We start from the raw sequence: 17,659 nt of genomic DNA on the forward strand, positions 1-17,659 counted from the left end.
TTTTGTGCTATATTCCGCGCCCGCGAATTCCCCTGTCATTCAGCGCGTCCTTATCTGCGCCAACACCGGTCATCGACATGCAAGCAGCCAAGCCGTTATTCGACTATCCAAAGTACTGGGCCGAATGTTTCGGGCCAGCACCGTTCCTGCCCATGAGCAGGGAGGAGATGGATCAGCTCGGCTGGGACTCCTGCGACATCATCATCGTCACCGGCGATGCCTACGTCGATCACCCGTCCTTCGGCATGGCGATCATCGGCCGGCTGCTGGAGGCCCAGGGCTTTCGCGTAGGGATCATCGCCCAGCCCAACTGGCAGTCCAAGGACGACTTCATGAAGCTCGGCGAGCCGAACCTGTTCTTCGGTGTCGCGGCAGGCAACATGGACTCGATGATCAACCGCTACACCGCCGACAAGAAGGTTCGCTCCGACGATGCCTATACCCCAGGTGGCCTGGCGGGCAAGCGGCCGGACCGCGCCAGCCTGGTGTACAGCCAGCGCTGCAAGGAAGCCTACAAGCACGTGCCGATCATCCTCGGCGGCATCGAGGCTTCCCTGCGTCGAATCGCCCACTACGACTACTGGCAAGACCGGGTGCGCAACTCGATCCTGATCGATGCCTGCGCCGACATCCTGCTCTACGGCAACGCCGAGCGGGCCATCGTCGAAGTGGCCCAGCGCCTGTCCTATGGCCAGAAAATCGAAGACATCACCGATGTGCGCGGCACCGCGTTCATTCGCCGTGATACGCCCCAGGGCTGGTACGAAGTCGATTCCACTCGCATCGACCGTCCGGGCAAGATCGACAAGATCATCAACCCCTACGTCAACACCCAGGACACCGCCGCCTGCGCCATCGAGCAAGAGAAGGGGCCGGTTGAAGATCCCCAGGAAGCCAAGGTCGTGCAGATCCTGGCCAGCCCGAAGATGACCCGGGACAAGACCGTGATCCGCCTGCCGTCCATGGAAAAGGTGCGTAACGACCCGGTGCTCTACGCCCACGCCAACCGCGTGCTGCACCTGGAGACCAACCCGGGCAACGCCCGTGCGCTGGTGCAGAAGCATGGCGAGGTCGATGTCTGGTTCAACCCGCCGCCAATCCCGATGACCACTGAGGAAATGGACTACGTGTTCGGCATGCCTTATCAGCGCATCCCGCACCCGGAGTACGGCAAGGAGAAAATCCCGGCCTACGACATGATCCGCTTCTCGGTGAACATCATGCGCGGCTGCTTCGGTGGCTGTACCTTCTGCTCCATCACCGAGCACGAAGGGCGGATCATCCAGAACCGCTCCGAAGAGTCGATCATTCGTGAGATCGAAGAAATTCGTGACAAGGTTCCGGGTTTTACCGGAGTGATCTCCGACCTTGGTGGTCCTACCGCCAACATGTACCGCATCGCCTGCAAGAGCCCGGAAATCGAATCCGCGTGCCGCAAGCCATCCTGCGTGTTCCCAGGTATCTGCCCGAACCTGAACACCGACCATTCGTCGCTGATCCAGCTGTACCGCAGTGCCCGCGCCTTGCCTGGCGTGAAGAAGATCCTCATCGCTTCCGGCCTGCGTTACGACCTGGCGGTGGAATCGCCGGAATACGTCAAGGAGCTGGTGACCCACCACGTCGGTGGCTACCTGAAGATCGCCCCGGAACACACCGAGGAAGGTCCGCTGAACCAGATGATGAAACCTGGGATCGGCACCTATGACCGCTTCAAGCGGATGTTCGAGAAGTACTCCAAGGAGGCGGGCAAGGAGCAGTACCTGATCCCGTACTTCATCGCCGCCCACCCGGGCACTACCGATGAAGACATGATGAACCTGGCCCTATGGCTCAAGGGCAACGGTTTCCGCGCCGACCAGGTGCAGGCGTTCTATCCGTCGCCGATGGCCAGCGCCACCGCCATGTACCACTCGGGCAAGAACCCGCTGCGCAAGGTCACCTACAAGAGCGACTCGGTAACCATCGTCAAGAGCGAGGAGCAGCGCCGTCTGCACAAGGCGTTCCTGCGCTATCACGATCCCAAGGGCTGGCCGATGCTGCGCGAGGCCTTGCTGCGCATGGGCCGTGGCGACTTGATCGGTTCGGGCAAGCAGCAACTGATCCCGGCGCACCAGCCGTCTACCGACAGCTACCAGAGTGCCCGACGCAAGAACTCGACACCGGCCGGCAGCCACAAAGTAGCCAAGGAAACCCGGATCCTGACCCAGCACACCGGCTTGCCGCCGCGTGCCAGCGATGGCGGCAACGCCTGGGACAAGCGCGAACAGGCCAAGGCCGCAGCCTTCGCCCGCAACAAGCAAGCTGCCAAGGAGCGTGCCGACGCAGCCAAGGGCAAGGGCAAGAAGCCGACCCGCAAGCCGGTAGTGCCGCGCTGATACAACAAGACGCCAGCTATGAAGCTGGCGTCTTGCTTTTGCCCCCAGGGATTTTTAACGGGCACAGGGCAACAAAAGCCTGGCGCTTTGTTAAGGTTGGCGACCTTCATTCAGTGCATGCCGAGGTGGCCTCAAGCCATCAGGCAACCATCCACCGCCAGACCAAGGACGAATCACGTGGCCAGCGTTATCGACGGAGTCACCAGGGACCTCAACATCACCCAGATGCTCGCCCGCCAGCGGATCGAAAGCCAACTCAACCTGCCACGGCTGTTCGCCGCCATCGATACCGATCCATCGATCGCCGGGGCGGGGGTGGTGTACATCAATGCCGACTTCAACGTGATCACCCTGCGTGAGTTCAGGCCGATTTGCAGCATCACGCCCAAGCGTGTGGTCCTGCGGGAAGCCAAGAGGTACATCGCGCCCCAGCAGTTCGTCGACCAGGTGAAGAACAACCCCCGCGAGTCGCGCCTGGCGACCGAGTCCTTCAATACCTCGCTGTCCTGTGCCGCCGCGGTAATCGGCTGGCTGGTGGTATTCAGCGGCACCGTTGCCGTGCCCTTCACCGCCGGCGCCAGCGCCTGGATGGTGGCGCTCGGGGTGTCGGCGGCGGTAGCCGGGACCGCCCAGTGCGTGATCGGCGGGGCGCGGGTGATCAACGAGATCCAGGACCCGGCGGCCAACGACCGGATGGACGATGCCGAGTGGTACACCATCGTCTCGCCGATTCTCGATGGCATTTCCCTGGTGGGCGTCGGGGGTTCCGCGCTGACCACGGTCAAGCTGCTCAAGGCCAGCAAGGCGGCCAATACCGGCAAGAGCTGGACCCAGTTGCTCAAGGGGCTCAACCGCCAGGAGCGGGCCAGGCTGACCAAGGAGCTCTTGACCCTGCGCGATCCAAGCCTGACCCCCAAGCTGCTGAAGCTCAAGCAGCGTACCGAAGGATTGACCAAGCGCTATTCGACGACGCAGATCAGGCACGCGACCCTGACGCAGATGCAAGATGCCCTGGGGGCGGTCCTGAGCACCACCGGCAGCATCCGCTCCGGCAACCTGGGCACGGCGAAAACCCTGGCCGTAGGGCTCTATGAGGAGTTCGACGAATGATCGGCGGGGGCAGCATGCGCGAGTTCCTGGCGCGGTATTTCCCGACCTTCATGCTCACGGTGCTGCTGGGCTGCTTCAGCGCATCGTTGCTGTTGTCGCTGGCGCAAGTCACCTACTGGCGCGGCATGGCACCAGAGCAGAGCAACGACTACATGGGCCTGGGCCTGCTGGTGCTGATTGTGTTGCTGGTGGTTGGCAACCTGCTGGTGGTGCGCGGCATCGCCTGGGGTGTGTGGCTGGTGGCTGGTTACTTCGCCCTGTGCCTGGTCCTGGTGGCGCCGATGTTCCAATACCATCCGCACCAGGGCATCTATCTGGCGGGGCTGCTATTGCCCTTGCTGGGGCTATTGCTACTCAACAGCCGGCGCCATCGGCAGATGCGTGAAAAGCTGCTGGAGATCCGCCACCAGCGTCAACGGCTCAAGGTGTCGTTGAAGCCCCAGCGCAAGCGCCCCTGATAATCACGGTGGGGCGCCTGGGGAAGTGGTTCAGCTCGGCTTTGAGTCGACCCACTTGGCAGAAACCGAAGGTTGCCAGGCGCTCAGGGCATCCAGCAGGCCGGCCGGCGACTGGTTGATCTGCAGCATCTGGCGGTGCGCAGTACTGACGAAACCCTCGCCGACGATATGGTCGAGGAAGCCGCCGAGCTTTTCATAGAAGCCATTCACTTCCAGCAGCCCCAGGGGCTTGCGGTGGTACCCCAGCTGGCCCCAGGTCCAGACTTCGAACAGTTCTTCCAGGGTGCCAAGGCCCCCGGGCAGGGCGATGAAGGCATCGCTGAGTTCGGCCATGCGCGCCTTGCGGGCATGCATGCCATCCACCACTTCCAGGCGGGTCAAGCCGTTGTGGCCGATCTCGATGTCTTTCAGGCTTTGCGGAATGATGCCCACGACTTCTCCGCCAGCGGCCATGGCCGCATCGGCGACGATGCCCATCAGGCCCACCGCGCCACCGCCGTAGACCAGGGTCAGGTTGCGCTCGGCAATGGCCCGGCCCATGGCCTGGGCAGCTTCGCGATAGGCAGGATTGGCGCCAGCGCTGGCGCCGCAGAATACACAGACTGAAGTTAACGGCATGTCTTGCTCCCAGCTCAAAGATCGCCTCAGGGTAAAGGCTCCATGAGCTGCGTCCAAGCATTAAGCGTCGTGTTGTGGCGTCTCGTAAGTACCGCTGGCACCGCAAGCGTAGGCGGCGAGCAAGCTGCGAAACAGGCTGTTGAACGACATGATCCAGGCTCCGGTGAGGTGATGGCGGTGATTCTAGGGACGGCTCCCGGGGCTGGCTGCTTGATTGTTTCGATCGGCCTGATAGCAGAGAGTTGTATACAGTTTCTTGATGCAAATCATAGGCAGTAGCGAGAAATTCAGGCAGTCTTGGCTCCCATGGATTCAGATGGATTTTGTTAACCCTGCCTTGGAGATTCACCATGTTTGCCAAACTCGTTGCAGCATCCCTGTTGACACTGGCCAGCAGCCAACTGATGGCCGCCGAGTGCAAGATCGACGTCGACTCTACCGACCAGATGTCCTTCAGCACCAAGGAAATCACCATCGACAAGAGCTGCAAGACCTTTACCGTGAACCTGGGCCACTCCGGCAGCCTGCCGAAGAACGTCATGGGTCATAACTGGGTACTGAGCAAGACCGCAGACATGGCTGGCATCGCTGCCGACGGCATGGCCGCTGGCATCGACAAGAACTACCTGAAGGAAGGCGACACCCGCGTCATCGCCCACACCAAGATCATCGGTGCCGGTGAAAAGGATTCGGTGACCTTCGACGTGTCCAAGCTGACCGCTGGCGAGAGCTACCAGTTCTTCTGCTCGTTCCCTGGCCACAACTCGATGATGAAAGGCGCCGTGATCGTGAAGTAATCAGGCCGGCTGCAAAAAAAGCGCCCCGAGGGGCGCTTTTTTGTGCCTGTCGTTCAGGGCGCGAAGGGCATGACCCGCTTGTGGTGGGTCTTGCGATAGGTGTCGCAGATGATCTTGAAGGCTTCCTCGCGTACCGACTGGCCGTGCAGGAAGGCATCGATCTCGGCATAGGTGACGCCGTGGGAGGCTTCGTCCGGCTTGCCCGGCGACAGGTCCTCGAGATCGGCGGTGGGGATCTTCTCCACCAGCGACTCGGGGGCCCCGAAATGCCGGGCAATGGCCCGTACCTGGTTTTTCACCAGGCCGCTCAGGGGCGCCAGGTCGCAGGCGCCGTCGCCGAACTTGGTGAAGAAGCCCATCACGGCCTCGGCGGCATGGTCGGTACCGATCACCAGGCCCTGGGTGGCGCCGGCGATGGTGTACTGGGCGACCATGCGCATCCGCGCCTTGGTGTTGCCCAGTACGAAGTCCCGGGACACCGCGTGCTGGCCTTCGAAGGCTGCCACTTCATGGGCCAGGGCCTTGACCGCCGGGCCGATGTTCACGGTGTGGCGCTCGTCGGGGTTGATGAAGTCCACCGAGGCCTGGGCGTCGTGCTCGTCGAACTGCGTCTCGTAGGGCAGGCGCACGGCGATGAAACGGTAATGCGGGTCACCGCTGCGCTCACGCAGCTCACGCATGGCTCGCTGGGCCAGCAGGCCGGCGGTCAGGGAGTCGACACCGCCGCTGATGCCCAGTACCAGGGACTTGAGGCCGGAATTGACCAGGCAGTCCTGAATGAAGCGCACGCGCCGGGCGACTTCCGCTTCCAGGGCGGCGTGGTCGGGAAAAGGTGCTTGGACCTTGAGCTGCTGCGCAATCTCAAGCTGTACGGCTTGCATGATTCACTCCTTGCCAGGTTGGGCAGGTACTTGGAAAACGTGGCGCAAATAGGCGACGAAGTTCGGGTCCTTGCAATGGGTCTTGCCCGCTTCGTCGGAGATCTTGGCGACGGGCTGGCCATTGCAGGCGGCCATTTTAAGCACGATGCTCATCGGCTCGACACCGGGGATGTCACAGGTCAGGTTGGTGCCGATGCCGAAGCTGACATTGATCCGCCCGCGCAGCGCCCGGAAGATCTCCAGGGAGCGGGGCAGGGTCAGGCTGTCGGAGAACACCAGGGTCTTGCTCATCGGGTCGATGCCCAGCTTGTGGTAGTGGGCGATGGCCTTTTCCGCCCAGAGGATCGGGTCCCCCGAGTCATGGCGCAGGCCGTCGAACAGCTTGGCGAAGAACAGGTCGAAATCCCCCAGGAAAGCATCGGTGGTGATGCAGTCGGTCAGGGCGATGCCCAGCAGGCCCCGGTATTCGCGGACCCAGCAGTCGAGGGCGGCGATCTGGCTGTCGATCAGCCGTGGTCCCAACTGCTGGTGGGCCATGATCCACTCGTGGGCCATGGTGCCCAGGGGCTTCATGTTCAGCTCCCGGGACAGGTGCACGTTGCTGGTGCCGACGAAACGCCCGGGGAAATCGTGCTTGAGCACATTCACCACTTCTTCCTGGACTCGGTAGGAGAAGCGCCGGCGAGTGCCGAAATCCGCCACTTGCAGCTCGGACAACTCTTCGCTGCTGGCGTTGGCAGTCAGCCAGTCGAACTTGCGGTACAGCTGCTCGCGGGCCTGCACCAGTTGGACTTCCCGGTAGCGGTAGCGATTGCGCACCTCGCTGATGATGGCCAGCATCGGCACTTCGAACAGGATCACGTGCAGCCAGGGGCCGCGCAGGCGGATGAACAGCTCGTCGTTCTCGACACCGGTGTGCACATAGCGCAGGTTGAAGCGGAACAGCCCGAGAAAACGCAGGAAATCCGGCTTGAGGAAGCTGATGCGCTCGAGAAAACCCAACTGGTCGGCACTCAGGCTCAACTCGGCCAGGTGTTCGAACTGGTAGCGGATCTCCGCCAGGTAGGGCCGCAGGTCCTCGCTGTTACGGCAACGAAACTCCCATTCCACCTCGACGTTGGGGTAGTTGTGCAGCACCGCCTGCATCATGGTCAGTTTGTAGAAGTCGGTGTCGAGCAGGTTCTGCACGATGCGATCGGCAAACACACTCTCGCTCATAATGGGAATCTCCATGCTGGCCGCGACTGACAGGTGCGGCGCTCAGCTCTTTCAGTGAAGGCGCTAGTGGCGCATAGACGTCCTGGGCTTTGCCAGTGTTTTTTCGCGCCTGGGTTCATATCGGACGACTACTGATCGATCCGCTCCAGCATCCAGCGCACGAAGTCGCGGACCTTGGGGACTTCCGCCGAATGCTCGGGGTAGGCCAGGTAGTAGGCATCCTGGCTGGGCATGGCGTATTCCCAGGCGATCACCAGCTTGCCCTCGGCCAGCTCTTCCTCCACTAGGAACCGTGGCAGCAGGGCCACGCCACAGCCGACCTGGGCGGCACGAATGCACATGTAGAAGGTTTCGAAGCGCGGGCCGTGATAGCTGTGCTCGGTCTGGTAGCCCTGTTGCTCGAACCACTCGTGCCAGCCCTGGGGCCGCGAGGCGTTCTGCAGTAGCACCAGGTCGGCCAGCTGCCGGGGATCGGTGAGCGGTTCGGCCGGCAGGCTGTCGGGGGCGCATACCGCCACCAGCTCCTCGCTGAACAGCTTCAGGCTCTCGGTACCGGGGCGCGCGCCCTGGCCGAAGTAGAACGCCAGGTCGCTGTGGCCCTGGAGCAATTCGTCGGGCTCCTGTTCGTTGCACAGGTCCAGGTGGATATGCGGATGGCGCAGGCGCCAGCCCTTGAGCCTTGGCACCAGCCAGCGCGCGCCGAAGGTGTAGGGCGTGGAGACCCGCAGCACTTCGGTCTCGCCGCCGTAGGAGCGCAGGTAGTGAGTGGACATTTCCACCTGGGTGAGGATCTTGCGCACTTCCACCAGGTACAGGTCGCCGGCTGGGGTCAGTTGCAGGCGCCGGCGTACGCGGCGGAACAGCAAGTGCTGGAGCAGTTCCTCCAACTGCGCCACCTGCTTGCTCACCGCGCTCTGGGTCAGGTTCAGCTCCTCGGCCGCGCGGGTGAAGCTCAGGTGCCGGGTCACGGCCTCGAAGCACTGCAGGGCCGTGATCGACGGCAGGTAGCGTTTGTTCAGCATGGCTTGTCCTTGTTCTTATCGGTGCTGGATGCCGGCCCAGCATGAATAAACGGAATGATATCTCGCTTAAAGGTCGTTTGTTGGCAAGTCTGCGGCCAGCTACAACTACAGGTCTCGACGACCGCCACGGCGGTCCTGGTCTTTCGCTTGCCATTTGTAAGGAGTCACCCATGGTTGCCGCATTGCTTGATCGTCTGGGCGTGAACCCGGCCCTCTACCAGTCGGGCGCATACCCTGTGCATTCGCCCATCGACGGCAGCCGGATCGCCGCGGTGAACTGGCAGGGTGCCGCCGAAGTGGAGCAGCAGGTCAGTCGCGCCGAGCATGCATTCGCCCTTTGGCGCAATGTCCCGGCCCCTCGTCGTGGCGAGCTGGTACGGCAATTCGGCGAGGTGCTGCGCGAGCACAAGGCCGACCTTGGCGAGCTGGTGTCCTGGGAGGCCGGCAAGATCACCCAGGAAGGCCTGGGGGAAGTGCAGGAGATGATCGACATCTGCGACTTCGCCGTCGGCCTGTCGCGCCAGCTCTATGGCCTGACCATCGCCTCCGAGCGCCCTGGTCACCACATGCGCGAAACCTGGCATCCACTGGGGGTGGTGGGGGTGATCAGCGCCTTCAACTTCCCGGTGGCGGTCTGGTCCTGGAACACCGCCCTGGCCCTGGTCTGTGGTAACCCGGTGATCTGGAAACCCTCGGAAAAGACTCCGCTGACTGCCCTGGCCTGCCATGCCTTGCTGGAGCGGGTGCTGAAGAACTTCCAGGACGCCCCTGAGTACCTGAGCCAGGTGATCATCGGTGGCCGCGATGCGGGCGCCGCATTGGTGGACGATCCCCGTGTGGCCCTGGTCAGCGCCACCGGCAGCACCCGCATGGGCCGTGAAGTGGCGCCCAAGGTCGCCGCGCGCTTCGCCCGCAGCATTCTTGAATTGGGGGGCAACAACGCCATGATCCTCGGGCCCAGCGCCGACCTGGACATGGCCGTGCGCGCGATCCTGTTCAGCGCCGTCGGCACCGCCGGCCAGCGTTGCACCACCCTGCGCCGGCTGATCGCCCATGAATCGGTGAAGGAAGAGATCGTCGCTCGCCTCAAGGCCGCCTATGCCAAGGTGCGCATTGGCCATCCGCTGCAAGGCAACCTGATCGGCCCGCTGATCGACAAGCACAGCTTCGAAGCCATGCAGGACGCTCTGGAGCAGGCCCTGAGCGAGGGCGGCCGGGTGTTCGGTGGCCAGCGTCAGTTGCAGGACCAGTACCCCAACGCCTACTACGTGTCGCCGGCGATCGTGGAAATGCCCGAGCAGAGCGACGTGGTGTGCAGCGAGACCTTCGCCCCGATCCTTTATGTGATCGGCTACCAGGACTTCGATGAGGCCCTGCGCCTGAACAACGCCGTGCCCCAGGGGCTGTCCTCGTGCATCTTCACCACCGATGTGCGTGAGGCCGAGCGGTTCATGTCGGCGGTGGGCAGCGACTGCGGCATCGCCAACGTCAACATCGGCCCCAGCGGTGCGGAAATCGGTGGCGCCTTCGGTGGCGAGAAGGAAACCGGCGGCGGGCGCGAGTCCGGCTCCGACGCCTGGCGTGGCTACATGCGTCGCCAGACCAACACCGTCAACTACTCCCGCGAGTTGCCGCTGGCCCAGGGCATTACCTTCGACTGAGCCCCACGCGGCACGCCTGCCGGCCAGGCGTGCCAGGGGCGGTTGGTCCATGTGGGTTGATTTCGGAGTTGGCGATGGCACTACAAGAACAATGTCTATGGGAACGATTGACTCCGCAAAGGCCTGACCACGCACCGCTGCGGGGCGAGCAGACGGCGGATGTCTGCATCATCGGCGCCGGCTTCACCGGCTTGTCGGCGGCGGTGCATCTGCTGGAGCAGGGCAAGCGGGTGTGCGTGGTGGAGGCCCAGCGTGCCGGGCAGGGGGGCTCGGGGCGTAACGTCGGCCTGGTGAATGCCGGCATGTGGATTCCACCGGACGAGATCGAGGCCGGCTTCGGCGAACAAGTCGGCAGCCAGCTCAATCGCATGCTCGGTGCGGCGCCATCGCTGGTGTTCAGCCTGGTGGACAAGTACCGCATCGATTGCCAGTTGCGCCGTGAGGGCACCCTGCACATGGCTCACAATGCCCGGGGCGAGGCCGACCTGCGCAGCCGCGAGCAGCAATGGAAGCGTCGGGGCGCTCCGGTGGAGTTGCTCACCGGGGCGGCCTGTGAAACCGCCACCGGGACCCGGAAGATCGCCGCGGCCCTGCTCGATCGCCGGGCCGGGACCATCAACCCGATGGCCTATGTCAGCGGCCTGGCCAAGGCCGCGGCCGACCTGGGCGGCCGGTTGTTCGACCACTCCCCGGTAACCCGCCTGGAACGCCAGGGCCAGCGCTGGTCGGTGCAGACCGACCAGGGTTCGGTGCTGGCCGAGCAAGTGGTGATCGCTTCCAACGCCTACACCGAGGGCGACTGGACCGAACTGCGGCGCAATTTTTTCCCTGGCTACTACTACCAGGTGGCCTCGGTGCCACTGACCGAGGCGGCTGCCCAGCAGATCCTGCCCGGTGGCCAGGGTTCCTGGGATACCCGCCAGGTGCTGAGCAGTATCCGCCGGGACGCCGAGGGCCGGCTGCTGCTGGGCAGCCTGGGCAACGGCAACCAGAAACCCTTGTGGTTCCTCAAGGCCTGGGCCGATCGGGTGCAGCAGCATTACTTCCCCTACCTCAAGCCCGTGGAGTGGGAGTGCACCTGGACCGGCTGCATCGCCTTCACCCCCGACCACCTGATGCGCCTGTTCGAGCCGGCCCCGGGGTTGGTGGCCGTCACCGGTTACAACGGCCGTGGGGTGACCACCGGCACCGTAGTGGGCAAGGCCTTCGCTGACTACCTGTGTAACGGCGACCCACAGGCCCTGCCGATTCCCTTCGCGCCCATGCAACCCTTGGCAGGGGCGTCCTTGCGCAGTTGTCTGTACGAGGCCGGATTCTCCCTCTACCACGCCGGCCAATGCCTGCGCATCGTTATCTGAATGAGGAAATAGACAGCCGTTAACGACGCTTTTCGATGCAGCGACTAGCCTGTAGTGGTGCGGCTCGTAGCAGTTGCGCACCACGGGTGTGCAGTTCGGTGACGCGGGCTGTTACAAGAGGGTTGCACGTTGAATTGTGTCGCGGTTGCAATGATGGCACTCATGGGTTGTACCCATTGAAATACAAGGTTTCACCTTCCGCGGTTTAGACGGTTGCACGCCCAATGAAAATGGGCTCGAAACAGTCGAAATAACAATAAGACAGCGACTTTTTGAAGAATAAAAAACCACTGGCACGGCGCTTGCTCTGAGCATTGATGTGAAGTCGCAGTGCCAACTAAAAAAACCTTGGAGCATCACCTCATGTCCCAGACGTTTTACAAGAAAGGCTTTCTGGCCCTCGCAGTGGCAACTGCGCTGGGTGTTTCTGCGTTTGCTCAAGCCGACCTGAAGATCGGCGTAGCGGGTCCCATGACAGGCGCCAATGCGGCTTTCGGCGAGCAGTACATGAAGGGTGCACAGGCAGCGGCTGACGAAATCAACGCCAAGGGCGGGGTCAACGGCGAGAAGATCGTCCTGGTCAAGGGCGACGACGCCTGCGAGCCGAAACAGGCGGTCGCCGTGGCCAACCGACTGGTGGACCAGGACAAGGTGGCTGGCGTGGTCGGGCACTTCTGCTCCTCCTCGACCATCCCGGCTTCCGAGGTGTACAGCGATGCCGGGGTGATTGCCATCACTCCCGGCTCCACCAACCCCCAGGTCACCGAGCGCGGCCTGTCGGCGATGTTCCGCATGTGCGGGCGTGACGACCAGCAAGGCGTGGTCGCCGGCGACTACATCATCGATGTGCTCAAGGGCAAGAAGGTCGCGGTACTGCACGACAAGGACACCTACGGCCAGGGCCTGGCCGATGCGACCAAGGCGCAGCTGACCAAGCGCGGCGTGACCCCGGTGCTGTATGAGGGCCTGACCCGGGGCGAGAAGGACTTCAGTGCCGTGGTCACCAAGATCCGCGCCGCCGGTGCCGATGTGGTGTATTTCGGCGGCCTGCATCCCGAGGCCGGCCCGCTGGTGCGCCAACTGCGCGAGCAGGGCCTGAAGGATGTGAAGTTCATGTCCGACGACGGCATCGTCACCGACGAGCTGGTGACCACCGCCGGTGGCCCGCAGTACGTCGATGGCGTGTACATGACCTTCGGCGCCGACCCACGCCTGCTGCCTGACAGCAAGGCCGTGGTGGACGCCTTCCGCAAGGCCGGTACCGAGCCCGAGGGCTACACCCTGTACGCCTACGCCTCGATCCAGGCCCTGGCCGCCGGCTTCAATGGCGCCAAGTCCAACAAGGGCGAGGACGCTGCCAAGTGGCTCAAGGCCAACCCGGTGAAAACCGTGATGGGCGAGAAGGCCTGGGACGCCAAGGGCGACCTGAAGATCTCCGACTACGTGGTCTATCAGTGGGACAAGGACGGCAAATACCACCAGCTGGAAAAACAGAAGTGACATGAGTCCGCGCGGACCGATACCGGCCCCTGGTATCGGTCCGTACTCGTGCAGTACTTGCCTTTTCTCGTAGAGCTGCACAACGGACGTGTTGCGCGGACCGGTGATCCCTGTCCGGCGTTGACGCCCTGTGCCGTCTCTCAAGTCCGTGAGATTGCGTTATGGATGGTATTTTCCTGCAGCAACTGATCAATGGACTGACCCTCGGGTCCGTCTACGGTCTGATCGCCATCGGCTACACAATGGTCTATGGCATCATCGGCATGATCAACTTCGCCCACGGCGAGGTGTACATGATTTCCGCCTACCTCGCGGCAATCAGCCTGGCCCTGCTGGCCTATTTCGGCATCGAATCCTTCCCGCTACTCATCCTCGGCACCCTGATCTTCACCGTCGTGGTGACGGGGATCTACGGCTGGGTCATCGAGCGTGTCGCCTACAAACCCCTGCGCAACTCCACCCGCCTGGCACCGCTGATCAGTGCCATCGGCATCTCGCTGATCCTGCAGAACTACGCGCAAATCAGCCAGGGCGCCAAGCAACAGGGCGTGCCTACCCTGCTGGCCGGGGCCTGGAAGGTCGACATCGGCAGCGGCTTCGTGCAGCTGACCTACACCAAGATCTTCATCCTGGTGGCGGCATTCGCCGGCATGGCGCTGCTGACCTACATCATCAAGTACACCAAGCTCGGACGCATGTGCCGGGCCACCCAGCAAGACCGCAAGATGGCCTCGATCCTGGGGATCAACACCGACCGGGTGATTTCCTACGTATTCGTCATCGGCGCCGCCATGGCGGCCCTGGCCGGGGTGCTGATCACCATGAACTACGGCACCTTCGACTTCTATGCCGGCTTCGTCATCGGGATCAAGGCGTTCACGGCAGCGGTACTCGGCGGCATCGGCTCGCTGCCTGGGGCGATGCTCGGCGGGATCATCCTCGGCATCTCCGAGTCGCTGTTCTCCGGCTTGATCAACTCCGACTACAAAGACGTGTTCAGCTTCTCGCTGCTGGTGCTGATCCTGATCTTCCGTCCCCAAGGCCTGCTGGGTCGCCCACTCGTGGCGAAGGTGTAAGTATGTCTGCTGCCAATAAACCGATCGACATCAAGAAGAGCGTCATCGACGCCGTGCTCGCCGGGCTGATCTCGCTGATCGTGTTCGGCCCCATCGTGGGCGTGGTGCTCGATGGCTATAGTTTCAACCTGGAGCCGACCCGGGTCGCCTGGCTGGTGGCCATCGTCATGGCCGGTCGCCTGGCCCTGAGCCTGTTCCTGCAGACCCCGAGGGGCTTGAAGATCCTCCAGGGTTTCGAAAGCACCGGCTCAGGCGTGCATGTGCTGGCGCCGGACTACAAGTCGCGGCTGCGCTGGATCATCCCGGCACTGATCGTGATCGCCATCGTCTTTCCGTTCTTCGCCAACAAGTACCTGCTGACCGTGGTCATCCTCGGGCTGATCTACGTGCTGCTGGGCCTGGGGCTGAACATCGTGGTGGGCCTGGCCGGGTTGCTGGACCTGGGTTATGTGGCGTTCTATGCCATTGGCGCCTATGGCCTGGCCCTGGGCTACCAGTACCTGGGCCTGGGCTTCTGGACCGTGCTGCCCCTGGCGGCGATCGCCGCGGCGCTGGCGGGATGCATATTGGGCTTCCCGGTGTTGCGCATGCACGGCGACTACCTGGCCATCGTGACCCTCGGGTTCGGCGAGATCATTCGCCTGGTGCTCAATAACTGGCTGTCCTTCACCGGCGGCCCCAACGGCATGCCGGTGCCCTCGCCGACATTCATGGGCCTGGAGTTCGGGCGCAAGGCCAAGGACGGCGGGGTGCCGTTCCATGAGTTCTTTGGCCTGGAATACAACCCCAACCTGAAGTTCCTGTTCATCTACATCGTGCTGTTCCTGGTGGTGCTGCTGGTGCTCTACATCAAGCACCGGCTGACCCGCATGCCGGTAGGCCGAGCCTGGGAGGCCCTGCGCGAAGACGAGATCGCCTGCCGCGCCATGGGGCTGAACCATGTACTGGTGAAACTCTCGGCCTTTACCCTCGGTGCCTCCACCGCGGGCCTGGCCGGGGTGTTCTTCGCCAGCTACCAGGGCTTCGTCAACCCGTCGTCCTTCACCTTCTTCGAGTCGGCACTGATCCTCGCCATTGTGGTACTGGGGGGCATGGGCTCCACCGTAGGCGTGGTGATCGCCGCGTTCGTACTGACCGTGGCGCCTGAACTGCTGCGCAGTTTCTCCGAGTACCGGGTGCTGCTGTTCGGCATCCTCATGGTGTTGATGATGATCTGGCGGCCGCGCGGCTTGATCCGCATCAGCCGTACCGGGGTGACTCCGCGCAAAGGTGTTTTGACCCCAAGGAGCGCGCCATGAGCGAATACATTCTTTCGGTCGAGAATCTGATGATGCACTTCGGTGGCATCAAGGCCCTCAGCGACGTCAGCCTCAAGGTCAAGCGCAATTCGATCTTCGCCCTGATCGGCCCCAACGGTGCGGGCAAGACCACGGTGTTCAACTGCCTGACCGGTTTCTACAAGGCTTCCGGCGGGCGTATCGAGCTCAATACCCGGGGCCAGCAGACCAACGTCATCAAGCTGTTGGGCGAGTCGTTCCGAGCCAGTGACTTCGTGTCGCCGAAAAGCTTTTCCAGCCGCCTCTACTACAAGATGTTCGGCGGTACCCACCTGGTGAACCGGGCCGGCCTGGCGCGGACTTTCCAGAACATTCGCCTGTTCAAGGAAATGTCGGTGGTGGAGAACCTGCTGGTGGCCCAGCACATGTGGGTCAACCGCAACCTGTTGGCGGGCATCCTCAATACCCGGGGCTACCGCAAGGCGGAAAGCGATGCCCTGGACCAGGCCTTCTACTGGCTGGAAGTGGTGGACCTGGTGGACTGCGCCAACCGCCTGGCTGGCGAGCTCTCCTATGGCCAGCAGCGCCGATTGGAGATCGCCCGGGCCATGTGTACCCGGCCGCAGATCATCTGCCTCGACGAGCCGGCTGCCGGCCTCAACCCACAGGAGACCGAAGCCTTGAGTGCGATGATCCGGCTGCTGCGCGATGAGCACGACCTGACCGTGGTGCTGATCGAGCACGACATGGGCATGGTCATGAGCATTTCCGACCACATCGTGGTGCTGGATCACGGCAACGTGATCGCCGAAGGCGGGCCGGAGGCGATCCGCAACGATCCGAAGGTCATCGCTGCCTACCTGGGTGCCGACGAAGAGGAGCTGGCATGACTCAACCTATCCTCGAACTCAAGGACCTGGACGTGTACTACGGGCCGATCCAGGCGCTGAAGAAAGTCTCGCTGCATATCGACGAAGGAGAAACCGTGAGCCTGATCGGCTCCAACGGCGCCGGCAAATCGACCCTCTTGATGTCGATCTTCGGCCAGCCTCGGGCCGAATCCGGGCAGATTCTGTACCGCGGCGTGGATATCACCCACAAGTCGTCCCACTACATCGCCTCCAACGGTATTGCCCAGTCTCCGGAAGGGCGCCGGGTGTTCCCCGACATGACCGTGGAGGAAAACCTGCTGATGGGCACCATCCCCATCGGCGACAAGTACGCGAACGAGGACATGCAGCGCATGTTCGAGTTGTTCCCCAGGCTCAAGGAACGGCGCAACCAGCGGGCCATGACCATGTCCGGCGGTGAGCAGCAGATGCTGGCCATCGCCCGGGCCTTGATGAGCCGGCCCAAGTTGCTGTTGCTGGATGAACCGAGCCTGGGCCTGGCGCCGATCGTGGTGAAGCAGATCTTCGCCACCCTGCGTGAGCTGGCGGCCAGCGGCATGACCATCTTCCTGGTGGAGCAGAATGCCAACCATGCCCTCAAGCTGTCCGACCGAGCTTACGTGATGGTCAACGGCGAGATCCGCCTGAGTGGCAGCGGCAAGGAACTGCTGGTCAACGAGGAGGTGCGCAACGCCTACCTGGGCGGTCACTGATCCCATTGTGGATAAAAAGGCCCCGCCGATTCGCACCGGCGGGGCCTTTTTTATCCACACCCGCAACTTCAGGTTCATTTTGGGGCCTGGCCGCGCAATGGCTGCCGATTTGCGTCCGACAATTGTGGAAAACCTCTTGAACAAGTTGCCAAAACGCCGCATGAAGAGGCTGCAAACAGTTGTTTTTTCACTGTTTTGACTTGTCCCCGTTTGTTGTGGAGCGGGCTGTGGGTAACGTGGGAGTAGCTGGCTGAAAGCCTTGAAACACGTGGCTTTCAAGGTGTTGGGTGTTTTTTGATCAGCTATTTTTGGCGATCTTGAGAACGACTTTGTCAACCTTTTTATTGTCGCAGCGAGGTGTCTAGGGTGCCTTGTATAAGCCTGTGGATAAGTCTGTGATTAAACTCTGGAAAGAACTCCCGGGACAGCGTCGTTGCTGGCCTCTGGCCTTCTGGAGTTTGACCGCTCGGTCATCTTTTCCGGTCGCGGCTGCATGGAGTGTTTGCCCAGGTCAAGCGAAAAACTTTGCATTTGTCGGCGCAGGCCTTGTGGATCGCGGCTTTGGGTATTTGGCAGTTGCCCCCAAAGACTGTGGACCGGCCTGTGGATAAGGTGCGTGCACTTGGCTGCAGGCCACGTGGGTAGCGGTTTTGCGGCTATTGGGCGTTTTTTGTACAGGTCCTGCGGCTCTTTTGGGTGTCGCTC

General features: G+C 62.5%; 15 protein-coding genes. 11 read left to right on the forward strand and 4 right to left on the reverse strand.

Annotated features, from left to right (window positions below; genetic code table 11):
- Positions 1-77: 77 nt before the first annotated feature.
- From I9018_RS02935 to I9018_RS02945, 3 genes are all read left to right on the forward strand, one after another.
- Complete coding sequence (locus I9018_RS02935; protein ID WP_241108689.1) at positions 78-2,375, forward strand: YgiQ family radical SAM protein; 2,298 nt, start codon at positions 78-80, stop codon at positions 2,373-2,375.
- Positions 2,376-2,552: 177 nt separating this feature from the next.
- Positions 2,553-3,485, forward strand: coding sequence for an NAD synthetase (locus I9018_RS02940; protein WP_241108690.1), 933 nt, complete (start codon positions 2,553-2,555; stop codon positions 3,483-3,485).
- Positions 3,482-3,943, forward strand: a complete 462-nt coding sequence (locus I9018_RS02945) for a hypothetical protein (RefSeq protein WP_241108691.1) — start codon at positions 3,482-3,484, stop codon at positions 3,941-3,943. Before I9018_RS02940 ends, I9018_RS02945 begins: the two co-directional genes overlap by 4 nt.
- Before the next feature lie 30 nt (positions 3,944-3,973).
- Here I9018_RS02945 and I9018_RS02950 read toward each other — a convergent pair whose 3' ends face one another.
- Positions 3,974-4,561, reverse strand: a complete 588-nt coding sequence (locus tag I9018_RS02950; protein ID WP_124345622.1) for a TIGR00730 family Rossman fold protein — start codon at positions 4,559-4,561, stop codon at positions 3,974-3,976.
- Positions 4,562-4,911: 350 nt separating this feature from the next.
- On the opposite strand from I9018_RS02950, the gene azu reads away from it, so the two are divergent.
- Positions 4,912-5,358 carry an azurin gene (gene azu, locus I9018_RS02955; RefSeq protein WP_068576988.1) on the forward strand — a complete coding sequence of 149 codons (447 nt, stop codon included), beginning with the start codon at positions 4,912-4,914 and terminating at the stop codon, positions 5,356-5,358.
- Between the two features lie 53 nt (positions 5,359-5,411).
- Here the strand turns inward: azu and nadE are convergent, their stop codons facing one another.
- From nadE to I9018_RS02970, 3 genes are all read right to left on the reverse strand, one after another.
- On the reverse strand, positions 5,412-6,239 hold the full coding sequence (gene nadE / locus I9018_RS02960) for an ammonia-dependent NAD(+) synthetase (RefSeq protein ID WP_241108692.1): 828 nt from the start codon (positions 6,237-6,239) through the stop codon (positions 5,412-5,414).
- A 3-nt stretch (positions 6,240-6,242) separates the two neighbouring features.
- The gene (gene pncB, locus I9018_RS02965) at positions 6,243-7,457 is read right to left on the reverse strand and encodes a nicotinate phosphoribosyltransferase (RefSeq protein WP_241108693.1); all 1,215 of its coding nucleotides are present in this window, start codon (positions 7,455-7,457) and stop codon (positions 6,243-6,245) included.
- 128 nt (positions 7,458-7,585) lie between these two features.
- Positions 7,586-8,479 carry a LysR family transcriptional regulator gene (locus I9018_RS02970; protein WP_068576994.1) on the reverse strand — a complete coding sequence of 298 codons (894 nt, stop codon included), beginning with the start codon at positions 8,477-8,479 and terminating at the stop codon, positions 7,586-7,588.
- 170 nt (positions 8,480-8,649) lie between these two features.
- Between I9018_RS02970 and I9018_RS02975 the strand changes: the two genes are divergently transcribed.
- The 7 genes from I9018_RS02975 (at position 8,650) to I9018_RS03005 (ending at position 16,954) form a co-directional block, all read left to right on the forward strand.
- The gene (locus I9018_RS02975; protein WP_277398091.1) at positions 8,650-10,140 is read left to right on the forward strand and encodes an aldehyde dehydrogenase family protein; all 1,491 of its coding nucleotides are present in this window, start codon (positions 8,650-8,652) and stop codon (positions 10,138-10,140) included.
- A 74-nt stretch (positions 10,141-10,214) separates the two neighbouring features.
- Positions 10,215-11,498, forward strand: coding sequence for an FAD-binding oxidoreductase (locus I9018_RS02980; protein ID WP_241108695.1), 1,284 nt, complete (start codon positions 10,215-10,217; stop codon positions 11,496-11,498).
- A 363-nt stretch (positions 11,499-11,861) separates the two neighbouring features.
- Positions 11,862-12,998 carry an ABC transporter substrate-binding protein gene (locus tag I9018_RS02985; protein ID WP_068577000.1) on the forward strand — a complete coding sequence of 379 codons (1,137 nt, stop codon included), beginning with the start codon at positions 11,862-11,864 and terminating at the stop codon, positions 12,996-12,998.
- A gap of 161 nt (positions 12,999-13,159) precedes the next feature.
- Complete coding sequence (locus tag I9018_RS02990; protein ID WP_058433480.1) at positions 13,160-14,074, forward strand: branched-chain amino acid ABC transporter permease; 915 nt, start codon at positions 13,160-13,162, stop codon at positions 14,072-14,074.
- 2 nt (positions 14,075-14,076) lie between these two features.
- Positions 14,077-15,372 carry a high-affinity branched-chain amino acid ABC transporter permease LivM gene (gene livM, locus I9018_RS02995; RefSeq protein ID WP_241108696.1) on the forward strand — a complete coding sequence of 432 codons (1,296 nt, stop codon included), beginning with the start codon at positions 14,077-14,079 and terminating at the stop codon, positions 15,370-15,372.
- Positions 15,369-16,241: an ATP-binding cassette domain-containing protein gene (locus I9018_RS03000; protein WP_068577006.1), complete on the forward strand. Its 873-nt coding sequence runs from the start codon at positions 15,369-15,371 to the stop codon at positions 16,239-16,241. Before livM ends, I9018_RS03000 begins: the two co-directional genes overlap by 4 nt.
- Positions 16,238-16,954: an ABC transporter ATP-binding protein gene (locus I9018_RS03005; protein ID WP_068577007.1), complete on the forward strand. Its 717-nt coding sequence runs from the start codon at positions 16,238-16,240 to the stop codon at positions 16,952-16,954. Before I9018_RS03000 ends, I9018_RS03005 begins: the two co-directional genes overlap by 4 nt.
- The last annotated feature ends 705 nt before the right edge of the window (positions 16,955-17,659 follow it).

Origin of the sequence: Pseudomonas sp. MPFS (genome assembly GCF_022537035.1) — a bacterium.
GTDB classification, from domain to species: domain Bacteria; phylum Pseudomonadota; class Gammaproteobacteria; order Pseudomonadales; family Pseudomonadaceae; genus Aquipseudomonas; species Aquipseudomonas sessilinigenes.